This window comes from Kribbella sp. NPDC026596, from assembly GCF_040638415.1.
Taxonomy (GTDB): domain Bacteria; phylum Actinomycetota; class Actinomycetes; order Propionibacteriales; family Kribbellaceae; genus Kribbella.
This window is the reverse complement of record NZ_JBEZYF010000002.1, coordinates 191,717-207,225: the sequence shown is the minus strand read 5'-3', so window position 1 is coordinate 207,225 and position 15,509 is coordinate 191,717. Positions and strand designations below refer to the sequence as shown.

Genomic DNA, 15,509 nt, shown 5'->3' with positions numbered 1-15,509 from the left:
CGTTTACGTGATCAGGCATCTATTCAGGGGGAAGTTCAGGGTTGTGGCTGGTTCCGTTGAACGCCTTCGTAACGTTCTGTAGCGCGGCGGTGACCTCGGAGGGAATCACCCAGAACGTGTTCCCCGGGCCCTTGGCGAGCTCGGGCAACATCTGCAGGTACTGGTAGGCGAGCAGTTTCGGGTCCGGATCGTTGCGGTGGATCGCCTCGAAGACGGTGTCGATCGCCTTCGCCTGGCCCTCGGCCCGCAGGATCGCCGCCTGCCGCTCGCCCTCGGCCGTCAGGATCCGGGACTGCCGCACACCCTCGGCGGTGAGGATCGCGGCCCGCTTCTCCCGGTCCGCCCGCATCTGCTTCTCCATCGACTCCTTGATCGACGGCGGCGGGTCGATCGCCTTCAGCTCGACCCGGTTCACCCGGATGCCCCACTTGCCCGACGCTTCGTCCAGTACGCCGCGGAGCTGGGAGTTGATGTGCTCGCGCGACGTCAGCACCTTCTCCAGGTCCAGGCTGCCGATCACGTTGCGCAGTGTGGTGACGGTGAGCTGCTCGATCGCCTGCTCGAAGTTGGCGATCTCGTACGCCGCCGCGCGGGGATCGGTGACCTGGACATAGAGCACCGTGTCGATGTCGACGACCAGGTTGTCCTCGGTGATCACCGAGCGCGGCTCGAACGAGATCACCTGCTCGCGCAGGTCGATCAGTTGCCGGGGCCGGTCGACGAACGGGATGAGGATGTTCAGCCCGGGTTCGAGGGTGCGCAGGTACCGGCCCAGGCGTTCGACGTTGCTGGCCCGCGCCTGCGGCACGATCCGGACCGTCCGGATGACCAGGACGATGGCGAGCAGGGCGACGATCAGTCCGATGATCAGTTCGGCCATGGATCCTCCTGAGGATGCACGAGGGCGGTAGCCCCCTCGATGGCGAAGACGTCGACCCTGGTGCCCGCGGGGATGAGCAGGTCCGGGTCGTACGAGCGAGCGCTCCACTCCTCGCCGCCGATCTTGACCCGGCCGGGTTCGCGGCCGCACGGGGTCAGGACGACGGCCTCACGCCCGATCAGCGCGGCCACGCCGGTGCGCAGCTGGGGGTGTCCCATCAGGTGCCGGCGCGCAACCGGGCGGACCAGCGTGATCATCGCGGCGGCGGTGACCGCGAACGCGAGCAACTGCAGCCCGATTCCCAGGCCCAGGCCGGCGATCCCGGCCGCGGCCAGCGCGGCGACGGCGAGCAGGAGCAGATCGAAGGTCGCGGTCATCAACTCGGCCGTGCCGAGGATGCCGGCGATGATCAACCACAGAACCCAGGACTGCATAACGGACCACCTAGCGGCGGAAAGTACCTCTCTTTCGAAGGTACTCCGGGATACGCGGATCCGTAGCTAACGGTTCAGCTATCGTGCGGCGGCTTCCCGGTCGGTACGACGGCCAGCAGCAGGCTGATCGACCGGGTGCCGGCCGGGTGGGACGTCGCCGTCCGTCCCTTGCGGAACCCGTCGATCACGTCGTTCAGGTCCTTCGCGAGCTGCTCGGTCTCCTCGCGGGTCAGCCACAGCCGGTTCCGGCCCAGCGTGCTGAGGTCCTCCCACGGGTCGTCCGCCGACAGCTCCTCGAACTGCTCCAGCACCCGGTCGACGTTGGTCCGCATCATCGCGTGGGTGGCCACCCGGCCGGATTCGGCCGACTGCGACGTGATCTGCAGCCCGGTGCCGAGCGCCCGCCAGGGGCGCTCCCGGCCGTCCGAAGACGCCTCGGCGCGCTCGACGATGCCCCAGCGCTCCAGTGCACGCAGGTGGTAGCTGGTCGCGGACGGAGTCAGGCCGGCCAGCTCGGCGCACTCGGTCGCGGTCAGCACGCGGCCGCTGTAGAGCTCGTCGATGATCCGCTGCCGGGCCGGATGGGCCAGGGCGCGGATCGCCCGCGGGTCGCTGATCACGACGCGCTTGTTCCGGGGGTTCTTCGCGGCCACGAGGTCAGCGTAGCGAAGGTCTTGACGCCGGTAAATGTGAAGCATTAACTTCATAACTATGAAGCAAACCCTTCAGACTTCGATCTGGTCGTTCCGGGACATCCGTCTGGTGCTGCCGGCTCGCGCGCTCTCCTACGCCGGCGACTCGATCGCCCTGATCGCCTTGATGCTGCGGGTCTCCGACCACGGTGGTGGCCCGGCCGCGATCACGGCCCTGTTGCTGGCGTTCGCCGTACCGATCGTCGTGATGATCCCGTTCGCGGGCCGGATCGTGGACAGCTATGACTCCCGCACGGTCCTCGTCTGGGCCTCACTGCTGCAGGCGGTCGCAGGTGTCGGGATCGCCTTCAGTCATGGGCTTGTAGAGACGGTGGCTCTGGTCTGTGTGTTGCAGCTGGGGCAGTCGGTCGCCGGTCCGGCCTGGGGTGCGCTGATTCCCAAGATCGTGGGGGAGGACCTCGTCGGGCGGACCACCGGCACCAGCCAGGCGCTGATCGGTGCGGCGACCTTGGCCGGCTCGGCGGCGGGCGGCGTACTGGTCGGGTGGTCCGGGGACCGGGGTGCGCTGCTGGTCGACGCCATGACCTTCGTCGGGCTCGCGGTGGTCGCGCAGTTGGTACGGGCGCGCCGACGGCCGGAACCGGGGAGCGTCAAGCAGAGCGGTGGCCTGATGGCTGGACTGCGGAGCATCTTCGGCGACGACCTGCTGCGGGTGCTGCTGCCGGCGCTCTGGATCTTCGTGGTGGTCGGCGAGGCCGTCAACGTCGTCGAGGTCTTCCTGGTCACCGACGAGATCGGACTGGGTCCGACGGCCTTTGGTCTGGTCGGAGCTCTCACCGGAGCGGGTGCGATCGTCGGTGCTTGGAGCAGCGGCCGGTTGCGGGACGACCGGATCCGGTCCAGGGCCGTGCTGGCCGGGATGGCCACGATCGGCGCATCCAGCGTGCTGATGGGCCTCGCCGGCGGTGTGCTGACGCTAGGCCTCGGCGCTCTGACCATCGGCGTCGGTAGCGGCATGCTGAACGCTTCGGTCAGCTCGCTGGTGGTGACCAGGACGGCCGACCACCTGCGCGGCCGGGTGAACGCCGCCATGAACGGGACGATCCGCTGCTTCAGCATCCTGGCGCTGCTGCTCGGCGGGATCGTCGGCGCGGTGCTCGGGCCCCGCGGCACCTTCGTCGGCGGCGGAGTGCTGGGTGTGCTGACCGCCCTGGTGGCCGGCGTACTGCTCACTGTGAGTGGGGTGCGGGCAGGAAAGGATTCGTTGGTGAAGGCAGTCAGTCACTAGCCTTTAGGCATGACTGACGCACACGTGGACCCGGTGAACCCCGACAGCGGGCAGGACGACCTGCCCGAGCAGATGCGGGTCCGCCTGGAGAAGCGTGACCGCCTGCTGGCGGAAGGTGTGCAGCCATATCCGATCTCGGTGCCGCGGACGCACCTGCTGAAGGACCTGCGAGCCACGTACGACGCCCAGGACCTGGAGCCCGACACCAAGACCGGTGAGCAGGTCTCGGTGGCCGGCCGGGTGATCTTCCTGCGCAACACCGGGAAGCTGTGCTTCGTCCGGCTCCGCGAAGGGGACGGGACCGAGCTGCAGGTGATGCTGTCGGTGGCCGATCTCGGTGCGGAAGGGCTGGCCCGGTTCAAGCAGCTCGTCGACATCGGCGACCTGCTGTCCGTCCAGGGCGAGGTGGTGACGAGTCGCCGCGGCGAGCTGTCCGTGCAGGCGACCGGCTGGCAGATGGCCGCCAAGACGCTGCGCCCGCTCCCGAACGAGCACAAGCCGCTGAACGAGGAGGCCCGCGTCCGGCTCCGGTACGTCGACCTGATCGTCCGCCCGGAGGCCCGTGAGATGGTCCGGGCGAAGGCCGCCGTGCTCAAGTCGCTCCGCTCGACCTATGACGAGCACGGCTTCATCGAGGTCGAGACGCCGGTGCTGCAGCTCACCAACGGTGGCGCGGCGGCCCGGCCGTTCGCGACCCACCTGAACGCGTTCGACCAGGAGATGAAGCTGCGGATCGCGCTCGAGCTCGATCTCAAGCGCGCCATGATCGGCGGCGTCGACCGGGTCTACGAGATCGGCCGCACGTTCCGCAACGAGGGCCTGGACTCCACCCATGCCGCGGAATTCTCGATGATCGAGGCCTATCAGGCGTACGGCGATTACGACACGATGGCCGAACTCATCGAGGACCTGATCCGCAACGCCGGCCGGGCGATCGGCCGTACCGTGATCACCGCGCGCGACGGTTCGACCATCGATCTGGAGCAGCCGTTCCGGCACGCGACCCTTTTCGAACTCGTCTCCGAGGCGGTCGGCGAGACGGTCGACTTCAGCACCGACACGGCCACGCTGACCAAGCTGGCCGACCAGCACGACGTCGAGCTGCAGCCGGGCTGGAATGCCGGTGAGATCGCGCTGGAGTTGTACGAGAAGCTGGTCGAGCACACCCTGATCCAGCCCACCTATGTCCGCGACTATCCGGAGTCGGTACGGCCGCTGGCCAAGCCGCACCGCGAAATTCCGGGCCTGGTCGAGGCGTGGGACATCATCATCAACGGGGTCGAGCTCGGCACCGCCTACTCGGAGCTGAACGACCCGGTGATCCAGCGTGAACGCCTGGTAGCGCAGTCGATGCTGGCCGCCGCCGGTGATCCGGAGGCGATGGAGCTGGACGAGGACTTCCTGCGGGCGATGGAGTTCGGGATGCCGCCGGCCGGTGGTATGGGGATGGGCCTGGACCGGCTGATCATGCTGTTCACCGGCGCCGGTATCCGGGAGACGATTCTGTTCCCGTTGCTCCGGCCGGAGTGATTCCCAAACCCCGGCCAAACCCGGGCCCCGGGCGTTGCCGAGATCGTTGCGTAGCACAACGGACGGTCACCGCAATTCCCGGGGTCCTTTTCATTCTGGTCCAGCCGGTTTCCGCGCCGGCCGGACGGTATGAATACTCAAGGTGACCTCGGATGCACAGCGTCGATCGCCACCACCTGATGCGGAGGATTTGGTCACATCTTTCCGGCACATTCCCGATGGTGAATGACACGAGGCCGGTTTGTGCGGTACAAATCAGGTGCTAACAATTCGGCAGGGGGGATTGTGCCCGATGGCGGGCGCGGAAAGGTTGTCATCGATGGCACAAAGGGTGCAGGTGGTTCTCGAGGACGATCTCGACGGCGGTAAGGCCGACGAGACCGTGACCTTCGGGCTGGACGGTACGACGTACGAGATCGACCTGTCGAAGAAGAATGCCGCCAAGCTGCGTGACGCCCTGGCCGGGTACGTCGGCTCCGGGCGCCGGGTGTCCGGTCGCCGCGGTGCGGCGGGCCGGTCGCGAGGCCGTGGCCGGTCGGCGTCGGACTCCGCCGACATCCGGGCCTGGGCCAAGGACAACGGCTACGACGTGAGCGAGCGGGGACGGATCTCCGCCGAGGTGCGCGCGGCGTACAACGAAGCCAAGTAATTCCCAGCACTGCCGGTCCCGGCCCCTGTGGGGTGCCGGGACCGTCCGCATTCCGGTTGTTTCACACTGTGGACACATCGGTCCGGGGTGGATGGCTGACCGGACAAGTAGTCCGGTGAATTCGCTGGTGGCGAACACGCTGTCGGATCGTGCTCAGGTGGGAACACCCTGGAGATCAGCGGGGTTGTTCCCTTGTGATGCCGCCCGGCCGGTCGTTGATGCGGTGAGCAGGTGTTCGCCCAGAGCGAGCTTGTAGGCGCCGGGGACTAGCATGCATGTACGGGGGTCGGACCACACGGTACGTCCGACTCCTCTGAGGCAAGGAGCGCTTTGGCGATGTTTGAACGATTTACGGACCGCGCCCGTCGGGTAGTCGTCCTGGCTCAGGAAGAGGCCAGGATGCTCAGCCACAACTACATCGGGACCGAGCACATCCTGCTCGGCCTGATCCACGAGGGTGAAGGGGTCGCCGCCAAGGCTCTCGAGAGCCTGGGTATCTCGCTCGAGGCCGTCCGCTCCCAGGTCGAGGAGATCATCGGCCAGGGGCAGCAGGCACCGAGCGGGCACATCCCGTTCACCCCCCGCGCCAAGAAGGTGCTGGAGCTCTCCCTGCGCGAGGCCCTGCAGCTGGGCCACAACTACATCGGCACCGAGCACATCCTGCTCGGCCTCATCCGCGAGGGTGAGGGTGTCGCCGCGCAGGTCCTGGTCAAGCTCGGCGCGGACCTGAACAAGGTCCGGCAGCAGGTCATCCAGCTGCTGAGCGGGTACCAGGGCAAGGAGCCGTCGAGCGCCGGTGCGCCCACCGAGGGTGCGCCCAGCAGCTCTCTGGTGCTCGACCAGTTCGGCCGGAACTACACCCAGTCCGCTCGTGAGGCGAAGCTCGACCCGGTGATCGGGCGCGAGACCGAGATCGAGCGGGTCATGCAGGTGCTGTCCCGGCGGACCAAGAACAACCCTGTCCTGATCGGTGAGCCGGGTGTCGGCAAGACCGCGATCGTGGAGGGTCTGGCCCAGCAGATCGTCCGCGGTGACGTCCCCGAGACACTCAAGGACAAGCAGATCTACTCCCTCGACCTGGGCGCCCTGGTGGCCGGTTCGCGCTACCGCGGTGACTTCGAGGAACGCCTGAAGAAGGTGCTCAAGGAGATCCGTACCCGCGGCGACATCGTGCTGTTCATCGACGAGATCCACACCCTCGTCGGGGCCGGCGCGGCCGAGGGCGCGATCGACGCGGCGAGCATCCTGAAGCCGATGCTGGCCCGCGGAGAGCTGCAGACCATCGGCGCCACCACCCTCGACGAGTACCGCAAGTACGTCGAGAAGGACGCCGCGCTGGAGCGCCGGTTCCAGCCGATCCAGGTGGCCGAGCCCTCGATCGCGCACACGATCGAGATCCTCAAGGGCCTGCGGGACCGCTACGAGGCGCACCACCGGGTGACCATCACCGACGCCGCGCTGGTGAACGCCGCGCAGATGGCCGACCGGTACATCTCCGACCGGTTCCTGCCGGACAAGGCGATCGACCTGATCGACGAGGCCGGGGCCCGGCTGCGGATCCGCCGGATGACGGCTCCGCCGGACCTGCGCGAGTTCGACGAGAAGATCGCGACCGTGCGCCGGGAGAAGGAGTCGGCCATCGACGCGCAGGACTTCGAGCGCGCCGCCGGTCTCCGCGACGACGAGAAGAAGCTGATCAACGCCAAGTCGGAGCGCGAGAAGCAGTGGAAGGCCGGCGACATGGACGTCGTCGCCGAGGTGGACGAGGAGCTGATCGCCGAGGTGCTGAGCACCGCGACCGGCATCCCCGTCTTCAAGCTGACCGAGGAGGAGTCCTCCCGGCTGCTCGACATGGAGAAGGAACTGGCCAAGCGGTACATCGGCCAGGAGGACGCGGTCAAGGCGCTGTCCCGCTCGATCCGGCGTACGCGCGCCGGCCTGAAGGACCCGCGCCGCCCGAGCGGCTCGTTCATCTTCGCCGGCCCGTCCGGTGTCGGTAAGACCGAGCTGTCCAAGGCGCTGACCGAGTTCCTGTTCGGCGACGAGAACGCGCTGATCAGCCTCGACATGTCGGAGTACTCCGAGAAGCACACCGCGTCCCGGCTGTTCGGTTCACCGCCTGGGTACGTCGGCTACGAAGAGGGTGGCCAGCTGACCGAGAAGGTCCGCCGCAAGCCGTTCTCCGTGGTGCTGTTCGACGAGGTCGAGAAGGCCCACCCGGACATCTTCAACTCGCTGCTGCAGATCCTGGACGAGGGTCGTCTGACCGACGCCCAGGGCCGCGTGGTCGACTTCAAGAACACCGTCATCATCATGACCACCAACCTGGGCACCAAGGACATCGCCAAGGCGGTCAGCCTCGGGTTCTCCCAGGCCAGCGACGTCGGTGGCTCGTACGAGAAGATGAAGGCGAAGGTCACGGAGGAGCTCAAGCAGCACTTCCGCCCGGAGTTCCTGAACCGCGTCGACGAGATCGTGGTGTTCCACCAGCACGACCGGGACGCGATCGTGAAGATCGTGGACCTGATGGTCGCGCAGGTGGAGGAGCGGCTGAAGGACAAGGACATGGGCATCGAGCTCACCCCGGCGGCGAAGGCACTGGTCGCCGACCGTGGCTTCGACCCGGTCCTGGGTGCTCGCCCGCTGCGCCGCGCCCTGCAGCGCGACGTGGAGGACATCCTGGCCGAGAAGATCCTGTTCGGGGAACTGCGTCCCGGCCAGATCGTCGTGGTCGACGTCGCCCCCGAGGGCACGGTCAACGAGGACGGCGTCACCGAGTACTTCACCTTCACCGGCAACCCGAAGTCGACGGCTCCCGACCTGGAGCTGACCGACCTCGCCGCCGGCGGAAGCTCGGGTCTGCAGGACACGTAACCCGCACCAACCGCACAGCAGGCCCCGCGCAGCGCGCGGGGCCTGCTGTTTTTTGCGCCTCGACTCCCCACGGCGCGCAGTGGGGAAGTAGGCTTCGCGACGGTGGGGGGAAAGCAGTTGGGGGAGAAACCGGTCCAGGCCGCTGTGCGAGTACTGCGACAGCGATGTGCGTACAGGGAGACACGCGTGAGTTACGCGGTGCGACCTGGTTGGTCGTATCGTCCTGCGGAGCGTGATCTCTTCGATACCGGGCCGGGCCCCAGAGTCTTCGATTCGGTGGGAGGATCTCGCCGCGGCAGGAAAAGGCAAGTTACTTCCCACCCAAGTACCGCGTTGTAACCCTGTGACCACGCTGATGGACCCGGACTGTCGGAAAGGGGGCCGGGGATGGAATCATCTCGTCGCATGGACGCTCCGCGTCTGCCCTTGACCCAGGAACCGGTCGCCGACACCGGTTCCTTTGGCGTGCGGCAAGCGGGTGGCGTGCTCGAGCGGGCGCAGCGGATCGCCGACACTCTGCGCGAGCAGGCGGAGCACGAGAACGATCTGGCTCGCGACGAAGCCGACCGGATCCGGTCCGAGAGCGAGCGCCTCCAGGCCGAGGCCGAGGCGGCCGCGCAGAAGTTGCGGTCCGACGCGATGTCGGCCGCCCAGCGGCTGCTGAACGACGCGGAGCGGGCCGCCGAGCAGCTCCGGACCGAGGCCGAGACAGAGGCTGAGCGGGTCACCTCCGAAGCCCACGAAACCGCCGAACGGCTCCGCGCCGATTCCACCGCCGAAGCCGAGCGAGTACGGCGTGATGCCGCCAACGCGGCCCATAAGCTGCAGACCGAGTCGTCCGCGGAGGCACAGCGGGTTCAGGCGGAGGCCAGCGCGATCGCGGAGCGGCTGAAGGCCGGCTCGGAGGCCGCGGCCGAGCAACTCAGGGTCGCGGTCGCCGAGGAAGTCGGCCAGCGCCGGGCCGACACCGAGGCCGCGGTCGAGAAGCTGCGGAACGAGAGCCAGGCGACCGCCGACCGGCTGCGGGCCGAGTCGCAGGCCGCCGCGGACCGCCGGATCGCCGCCGCCGAGGCCGAGGCGGGCCGGTTGAAGGAAGAGGCCGACGAGCTCCTCTACGAGGCCCGGATGGCTCGCGAGTCGGCGCAGCAGTCGGTCGATCGGGCCGGCCGCGAGGCGCAGCAGCTGGTCGCCGACGCCGGCGAGCAGGCCGCGCTGGTCTCCCAGGCCGCGGTACGCAACGAAGCCGACCTGATCGCCCGGGCCGAGACCGAGGCGAGCGAGCTGCGCGCGGCGGTCGAGCGCCAGGTCGAGGTCGCGCGGGAGAAGTCCCGGATCGAGATCGCCGAGGCGCACGCCGAGATCGAGCAGCTGCGCGGCGAGAACCGGGCCGAGCTGCAGCGCCGGACGGCGGAGCTCGAGGAGACCGAGCGGGCCAAGATGGCCTCGATCTCCCTCGAGGTCGACCGGCTCCGGGCCGAGGCGGTCGCGGAGATCGCGGAGCGCAAGGCCGAGGCCGAGGCCGGCAACGAGCGGCTGATGGCCGACGCACGAGCGCAGGCGAAACTCGTTGTCGACAGCATCGAAGCGGATCGCCGGATCGCGTCCGCCGAGGCCCAGCGCATCATCGAGGACGCGAACAAGGCCGCCGAGGCGGCGCTGGCCGAGGCCGAGAAGCAGACGCTGTGGAGCAGGAGGACGGTCGACGAGCTGATCGGCGCGGCCGAGTCCGAGGCGCAGTCGATCCGCGACCAGGCCGCGGCCGAGGCGACCGAGTACCTCCGGCAGAAGCGAGCGCACCTGCGCCGCGTGGTCGGCCGTTCGACCAGCCGGCTCAAGCAGACCCAGGACGCGATCGCCAGGGAGAACGCCGAGCTGACCGCGCTCGCGGAGACGACGTTGTCGTCGGCAACCGAACAGGCCGAGTCGACGCTGGCCGCGGCCCAGCAGGAAGCCGAGAAGATCACCGCCAGGGCGCACGCCCGGGTGGATCGGCTGAAGGCGTCCGCCGGGTCGGACGCGGCCGAGATCATCGAGCGGGCGAACCGGCGTGAAGCCGAGGCCGAGGCCAGCACCCAGGTCCTGCGCGAGCGCGCGGCCAACGATCTCGCCGACGCGCAACGCCAGTCGCACGAACTGATCCGTAGATCCCGCGCCGAGGCTCAGCAGATCGAGGCGCAGGCCCGCGAGCACGCCGACGACCTGCGTGCCCAGGCCCGAAAACTTCTCGCCGACGCCGAGGCGAGGGTCGCGGCTTTGAACCAGCGCCGTGATGAGATCACCAAGGAGCTCACCCAGCTTTCGGGTGTGATCGAGGCACTCGCTGTACCCGGCTTCCGCTCAGGTGGTGGAATGTCCTCCAGCGAGGGTTCCACGGGGGAATCAGGATGAGGACGTGACAGTCAGATCCTTGTCAGTGACAATGTGTGATCCACCCACCCACCGAAGTGAGCATCAGAAGACATGAGCAGTGAAAGCCCAACCCCGTTCCGCACCGTTCTGCGTGGCTACGAGCCTGCCCAGGTGGACCAGCACATCCGTGAGCTGACCACCTCGCTGACCGCGCTGCAGCAGCAGTCCGAGCAGCTGCAGCGGCATGTGCAGGAGTTGCAGACTCGCACGGACGCCGCGGAGTCGGCCGTCATCTCCGCCCAGGAGGAGAGCAAGGACCGCACCCCGACCTTCACCGAGTTCGGTGAGCGGGTGGCGAAGATTCTGTCGCTGGCCGACGACGAGGCCCGCGATCTGGTGACCCGTGCCCGGACCGACGCCGAGGCGATCGTCGCCGACGCCGAGGCGCACGCGAAGAAGGTCCGCAAGGAGGCCGAGCAGTACTCCCTGGACTGGAAGAGCGAGGTCGACGCGGAGGCGGCTCGCATCCTCGAGGAGGCCCGCACCCAGGCCGACGACATGCGTGACGAGGCCGAGCGCGACGCCACCGCGCGGCGCAGCGAGGCCCAGGCGCTGTACGAGCAGGAGCGCGCCAAGTCCGCCCAGGCCGCGGCCGCCTTCGAGACCACCCTGGCCGAGCGCCGGGGCAAGGTCGAGCAGGAGTTCGCCGCCCGGACCGCACTGGCCGAGCAGCAGCTGGCCGCCGTCACCGACCGCGCAGCCCAGGTGCAGCGCGAGGCCGACCGGGCTCGTTCCGAGGCCGAGCGCCTGGCCCAGCAGCAGCTGGCCGACGCGAACCGGCAGGCTCAGGAGATCGTCGCCGCCGCCAAGGACAAGGCGGAGCGGATCCGGGCCGAGTCCGAGCGTGAGCTCGCCGCCGCGACGCAGCGTCGCGACAGCATCAACGCGCAGCTGACCAACGTCCGCCAGATGCTGGCGACGCTGTCCGGCAGCCCGGCGATGCCGCTCGACCTGCTGACCGACGACGACGAACAAGCCACCACCGGCAGCAAGAAGAACTGAAACACCTGAAGCCGGCCCGGATCCTCGGGCCGGCCCTTCAGTTGGGCAACCGGTACCGGCCGCGTGGAAGCGGCTCTACCAAGCCATCGGCGACCAGACCGTCCAGGGCGCGCTCGCGCTGGGTCTGGTCGGGCCAGCAGGCGTCCAGTGCCTTCTTGGGTACGGCGCCCGGCTCGGCGCGCAGCACCGCCAGCAGCCGACCACGGACCTGGCGGTCGGTGCCCTCATAGGTCTGCCCCTTGCGCGGCGGACCGTCGTACGGCGGACTGCCGGCGAGCACCCACGCACACCGGTCACGGATCGGGCAGTCATCGCACCGCGGCGTACGCGCGGTGCAGACCAGTGCACCCAGTTCCATTGACGCCACCGCCCACCGGGCTGCTGTGGCTTCGTCCGCAGGCAGTGCGGTCGCTGCAAGCTGCTGGTCGGCTGCAGTGGGGGAGATGGTGGGTTGGGCGACGCCGGTGAGGGCTCTGGCCAGGACTCGGCGCACATTGGTGTCCACAACCGCGTGGCGCTGGCCGAATGCAAAGGACGCGATGGCAGCGGCCGTATACGTGCCGACGCCGGGCAGTGCGAGCAGCGCGGCGTGGTCGTCCGGCACCTCACCACCATGACGCTCCACAATCGCCTGAGCCGCCGCGTGAAGCCGCAGCGCTCGTCTGGGGTACCCGAGCCTGTCCCAGGCCCGCACAGCCTCACCTGGCGGCTCTACAGCCAGGTCCACCGGCTTAGGCCACCTCTCGAGCCACGCGGCGTACGCCGGGAGCACTCTAGTGACCGGCGTCTGCTGCAGCATGAACTCACTCACCATCACCGCCCACGGGCCAGCATCCGGCTCCCGCCAGGGCAGCACACGCGCGTTGTCGTCATACCATCGCAGGACCGGCTCATGGAGGGCAGTGGCTGCGGTCATGGGGCCTCCCGGCCTGGACTGAGGAGCGCAGGGAGCGAAGCGACTGGAGCGACGAGGGAAGGCCGGGAGCCAAGGCCCCATGACCCGCCGCGCCGGAGGCGTGGCCATGTGCACAGCGGCGAGCCTGACTTGTGGAGCACAGACCCGATATTAGGGTGCGATTATGAGCAGCCTGCTCCGTCCGGTCGGGCATCTGCCCGCCAGCGTGTACTGGTTCCGCCGGGGACTGGTGCTTGCGGCCGTAGTCCTGCTGTTCATCCTCGTCTCACGGCTTTTCAGCGGTGGCGGTGACGACGCCAAGAATTCGGCCGCGACGGACCCGCAGCAGAACCCGAGCGGCGCCCCGCCGGCCACGCCGACGACGACGCCGGCGCCCACCCCCACGGTCACCGGGACGAAGACCGAGAAGCCGACCAAGACCACGCCTCCGGCCGACAAGACGTGCGAGGGTTCCGACGTACAGCTCGAGGCACTACCGGCGAGCCGGAAGGTCGTCTCGGGCTCGGTCCTGAACTTCGTGATCCAGTTCGACGCTGTCTCGGACGGATGCAAGGCGACCGTCGACGCCAGCAAGCTCACGGTGTCGGTGATGTCCGGCAACGACTTGATCTGGACCACAACCCACTGTGGGCAGGCGATCCAGCGAGCCACGCTCGTAGTTGCCAAGAGCAAGCAAGCCGCCAGCACGGTGGCGTGGAACGGACATCGGTCCGGGCCTGGCTGTCTTCCGGGTCAACCGGTTGCCAAGCCCGGAACCTATGTCGTCAAGGCCGTCTACGACGGTCGTGCGTCAGCCGCGCAGGCTTTCCAGGTCGTCTGAGGGCCGCTCCTTCAGGTACGTCGGCTTGGTGAACAGCAGCGCGGCGACCAGACCGATCAGCAGCACCACCGCCGGCAGGATCAACGCCTGCGCCATCGAGTCACTGAAGCCCTGGTGCAGCACCTCCGGCAGCTTCCCGCCGAAGCTGGCCTCGCCCGCGGGTGCGCCGCCCGGCGCGGCCGGCAGGTTGTGGGCCAGCCGGGACTCCATCAGTACGGCGATGCCCGCGCTGCCGAGGACAGCGCCGATCTGCCGGGTCGTGTTGTAGACGCCCGCACCGGCTCCGGCCTGGTGCAGTGGCAGGTTGCGCGTCGCCGTACTGCCGATCGGCGCCCACATGAAGCCGTTTGCCACGCCCAGCAAGGCGATCGGGAGCAGCAGTTCCCAGATCGGTACGTCGGGCTCGATCACCTGGCTCAGCCAGAACAGCGCGATCGAGCAGCACGCCAAGCCGAAGCCGGCCAGGTAGCGCGGGTGTGTCCGGTCCGTCAGCTTGCCGACCCACGGTGAGAGTGCACCGGTGATGACGGCCATCGGGACCAGCAGCAGCGCCGACCTGGTCGGAGACAGGCCACGCACCGACTGCGCGTACAGCATCAGCGGGAACGTCATCGCCGTGATCGCGAACCCGACCGTGGTGATCGCGGTGTTGGCCAGCGAGAAGTTGCGGTCCTTGAACAGGCCCAGTGGCAACAGCGGTTCGCCGCGGTTGCGGGACTGCCAGAAGACGAAGATCGCCAGCACGACCAGACCGGTGATGATCAGCGACCAGACCGAGATCGGTCCCTTGATCGTTCCCCAGTCGTACTTCTGTCCTTCCTGAATGCCGAACACCAGGCAGAACAGGCCGATCGAGCTCAGCACCACACCCGGGATGTCGAACTTGTGCCGGTGCGTCGGCAGGTCCGGCACGAGTCGCATCGCCAGCACGAAGCCGATCACGCCGACCGGTGCGTTGATGAAGAAGATCCACTGCCAGCCCAGTCCGTCGACCAGCACACCGCCTAGGATCGGGCCGACCAGCGTCGCGACGCCCGCGGTCGCGCCCCACAGACTCATCGCCTTACCGCGCTGGTCCGGCGGGAAGATCCGGGTGATCACCGCCATCGTCTGCGGTGTCATCATCGCCGCGCCGAAGCCCTGGAAGACTCGGGCTACGATCAGCATGCTGATCGAGGTGGTGAATCCGCACCAGACCGAGGCGAGAGTGAACAGCGCCAGCCCGGTCAGATAGACCTTCTTCGGGCCGATCCGGTCACCCAGTCGTCCGGTCACCAGGAGAGGTACGGCGTACGCGAGAAGGTAGGCGCTGGTCACCCAGATGACGTTGCCGACATCGGTGTTCAGGTCGGTCAGGATTGCGGGGGTCGCGACCGACACGATGGTCGAGTCGACCAGGATCATGAAGAAGCCGACGACGAGTGCCCACAGCGCGGGCCACGGCCGCACCTCCGAAGGCCTCACTTGTTCTTGGGGGGTTGCCATGGCAGGTCCTTGCTCTCGATCCGTTCGATGGTGGTGGCGAGCCAGTCGCGCTCGGCGGCGATCTGATGGCGGATGAAGGCGCCGCCGATCCAGTACGGCTCGTGTACGCCGCGTTCGCGGGCACCGCCGATGGCTTCGTCCAGGTCGGCCAGCCAGTCGTCCAGGTCCGCGATCCGGCGGCGGAACCGCAGTACCGCGTCTTCCTCGGTCAGGTTGTGCGCCTCGCTGAGGACGACCGGGAACAGCGGATATTCGTAGACGTACTTCTCGATCCCGCTCTCCACCCGCTGCCGCAGCGCTTCGGCGCCGGCCGGAGTGATCTCGTACGTCGTGCGTTCGGGGCGGTTGCCGGCCCGCTCGGTGCCGATCGCGCGGACGTACTCCTGCCCGGCCAGCCGCTCGACGGTGTGGTAGAGCGAGCCCGGCCGGACCTTCACCATCCGGTTGTTCTGACGGCTGATCAGCAGTTGGTACATCTCGTAGGCGTGCATCGGGTTCTCGTGCAGCAGCGCCAGGACCGAAATCGCCAACGGCGTGAGCTCGGCCATCATCCTCCACCCGGATTGTTC

Annotated in this window: 13 protein-coding genes; 7 read left to right on the top strand and 6 right to left on the bottom strand. The window is 68.2% G+C overall.

Annotated features, from left to right (window positions below; genetic code table 11):
* Positions 1 to 19: 19 nt before the first annotated feature.
* The 3 genes from AB0E63_RS02535 to AB0E63_RS02525 all read right to left on the bottom strand — a co-directional run bounded on the left by AB0E63_RS02535 (position 20) and on the right by AB0E63_RS02525 (position 1,967).
* Positions 20 to 880 carry an SPFH domain-containing protein gene (locus tag AB0E63_RS02535; RefSeq protein ID WP_360360151.1) on the bottom strand — a complete coding sequence of 287 codons (861 nt, stop codon included), beginning with the start codon at positions 878 to 880 and terminating at the stop codon, positions 20 to 22.
* On the bottom strand, positions 868 to 1,314 hold the full coding sequence (locus AB0E63_RS02530) for an NfeD family protein (RefSeq protein WP_360360148.1): 447 nt from the start codon (positions 1,312 to 1,314) through the stop codon (positions 868 to 870). Before AB0E63_RS02530 ends, AB0E63_RS02535 begins: the two co-directional genes overlap by 13 nt.
* Positions 1,315 to 1,388: 74 nt before the next feature.
* Complete coding sequence (locus tag AB0E63_RS02525; protein WP_360360145.1) at positions 1,389 to 1,967, bottom strand: winged helix-turn-helix domain-containing protein; 579 nt, start codon at positions 1,965 to 1,967, stop codon at positions 1,389 to 1,391.
* A 58-nt stretch (positions 1,968 to 2,025) separates the two neighbouring features.
* On the opposite strand from AB0E63_RS02525, the gene AB0E63_RS02520 reads away from it, so the two are divergent.
* The 6 genes from AB0E63_RS02520 (at position 2,026) to AB0E63_RS02495 (ending at position 11,719) form a co-directional block, all read left to right on the top strand.
* Positions 2,026 to 3,255 carry an MFS transporter gene (locus AB0E63_RS02520; RefSeq protein ID WP_360360143.1) on the top strand — a complete coding sequence of 410 codons (1,230 nt, stop codon included), beginning with the start codon at positions 2,026 to 2,028 and terminating at the stop codon, positions 3,253 to 3,255.
* A gap of 9 nt (positions 3,256 to 3,264) precedes the next feature.
* Positions 3,265 to 4,785 carry a lysine--tRNA ligase gene (gene lysS, locus AB0E63_RS02515; protein WP_360360140.1) on the top strand — a complete coding sequence of 507 codons (1,521 nt, stop codon included), beginning with the start codon at positions 3,265 to 3,267 and terminating at the stop codon, positions 4,783 to 4,785.
* 319 nt (positions 4,786 to 5,104) lie between these two features.
* Positions 5,105 to 5,434, top strand: a complete 330-nt coding sequence (locus tag AB0E63_RS02510; protein WP_360360137.1) for an Lsr2 family protein — start codon at positions 5,105 to 5,107, stop codon at positions 5,432 to 5,434.
* A 336-nt stretch (positions 5,435 to 5,770) separates the two neighbouring features.
* Positions 5,771 to 8,308, top strand: coding sequence for an ATP-dependent Clp protease ATP-binding subunit (locus AB0E63_RS02505; RefSeq protein WP_360360135.1), 2,538 nt, complete (start codon positions 5,771 to 5,773; stop codon positions 8,306 to 8,308).
* Between the two features lie 405 nt (positions 8,309 to 8,713).
* Positions 8,714 to 10,696, top strand: a complete 1,983-nt coding sequence (locus AB0E63_RS02500; RefSeq protein ID WP_360360132.1) for a kinetoplast-associated-like protein — start codon at positions 8,714 to 8,716, stop codon at positions 10,694 to 10,696.
* A gap of 72 nt (positions 10,697 to 10,768) precedes the next feature.
* Positions 10,769 to 11,719: a hypothetical protein gene (locus AB0E63_RS02495; RefSeq protein ID WP_360360129.1), complete on the top strand. Its 951-nt coding sequence runs from the start codon at positions 10,769 to 10,771 to the stop codon at positions 11,717 to 11,719.
* A 37-nt stretch (positions 11,720 to 11,756) separates the two neighbouring features.
* On the opposite strand, the gene AB0E63_RS02490 is transcribed toward AB0E63_RS02495, so the two are convergent.
* On the bottom strand, positions 11,757 to 12,635 hold the full coding sequence (locus AB0E63_RS02490) for an A/G-specific adenine glycosylase (RefSeq protein WP_360360127.1): 879 nt from the start codon (positions 12,633 to 12,635) through the stop codon (positions 11,757 to 11,759).
* A 163-nt stretch (positions 12,636 to 12,798) separates the two neighbouring features.
* On the opposite strand from AB0E63_RS02490, the gene AB0E63_RS02485 reads away from it, so the two are divergent.
* Positions 12,799 to 13,455, top strand: a complete 657-nt coding sequence (locus tag AB0E63_RS02485) for a hypothetical protein (RefSeq protein ID WP_360360124.1) — start codon at positions 12,799 to 12,801, stop codon at positions 13,453 to 13,455.
* On the opposite strand, the gene AB0E63_RS02480 is transcribed toward AB0E63_RS02485, so the two are convergent.
* A complete protein-coding gene (locus AB0E63_RS02480; protein WP_360360121.1) occupies positions 13,426 to 14,940 on the bottom strand; it encodes a DHA2 family efflux MFS transporter permease subunit in 1,515 nt (504 codons plus the stop codon). The two genes, AB0E63_RS02485 and AB0E63_RS02480, sit on opposite strands and share 30 nt — an antisense overlap.
* Positions 14,916 to 15,488 (bottom strand): PadR family transcriptional regulator, encoded by a 573-nt coding sequence (locus tag AB0E63_RS02475; protein ID WP_360360118.1) that lies wholly within the window; start codon positions 15,486 to 15,488, stop codon positions 14,916 to 14,918. The genes AB0E63_RS02480 and AB0E63_RS02475 overlap by 25 nt, the downstream gene beginning before the upstream one ends.
* Positions 15,489 to 15,509: the final 21 nt, after the last annotated feature.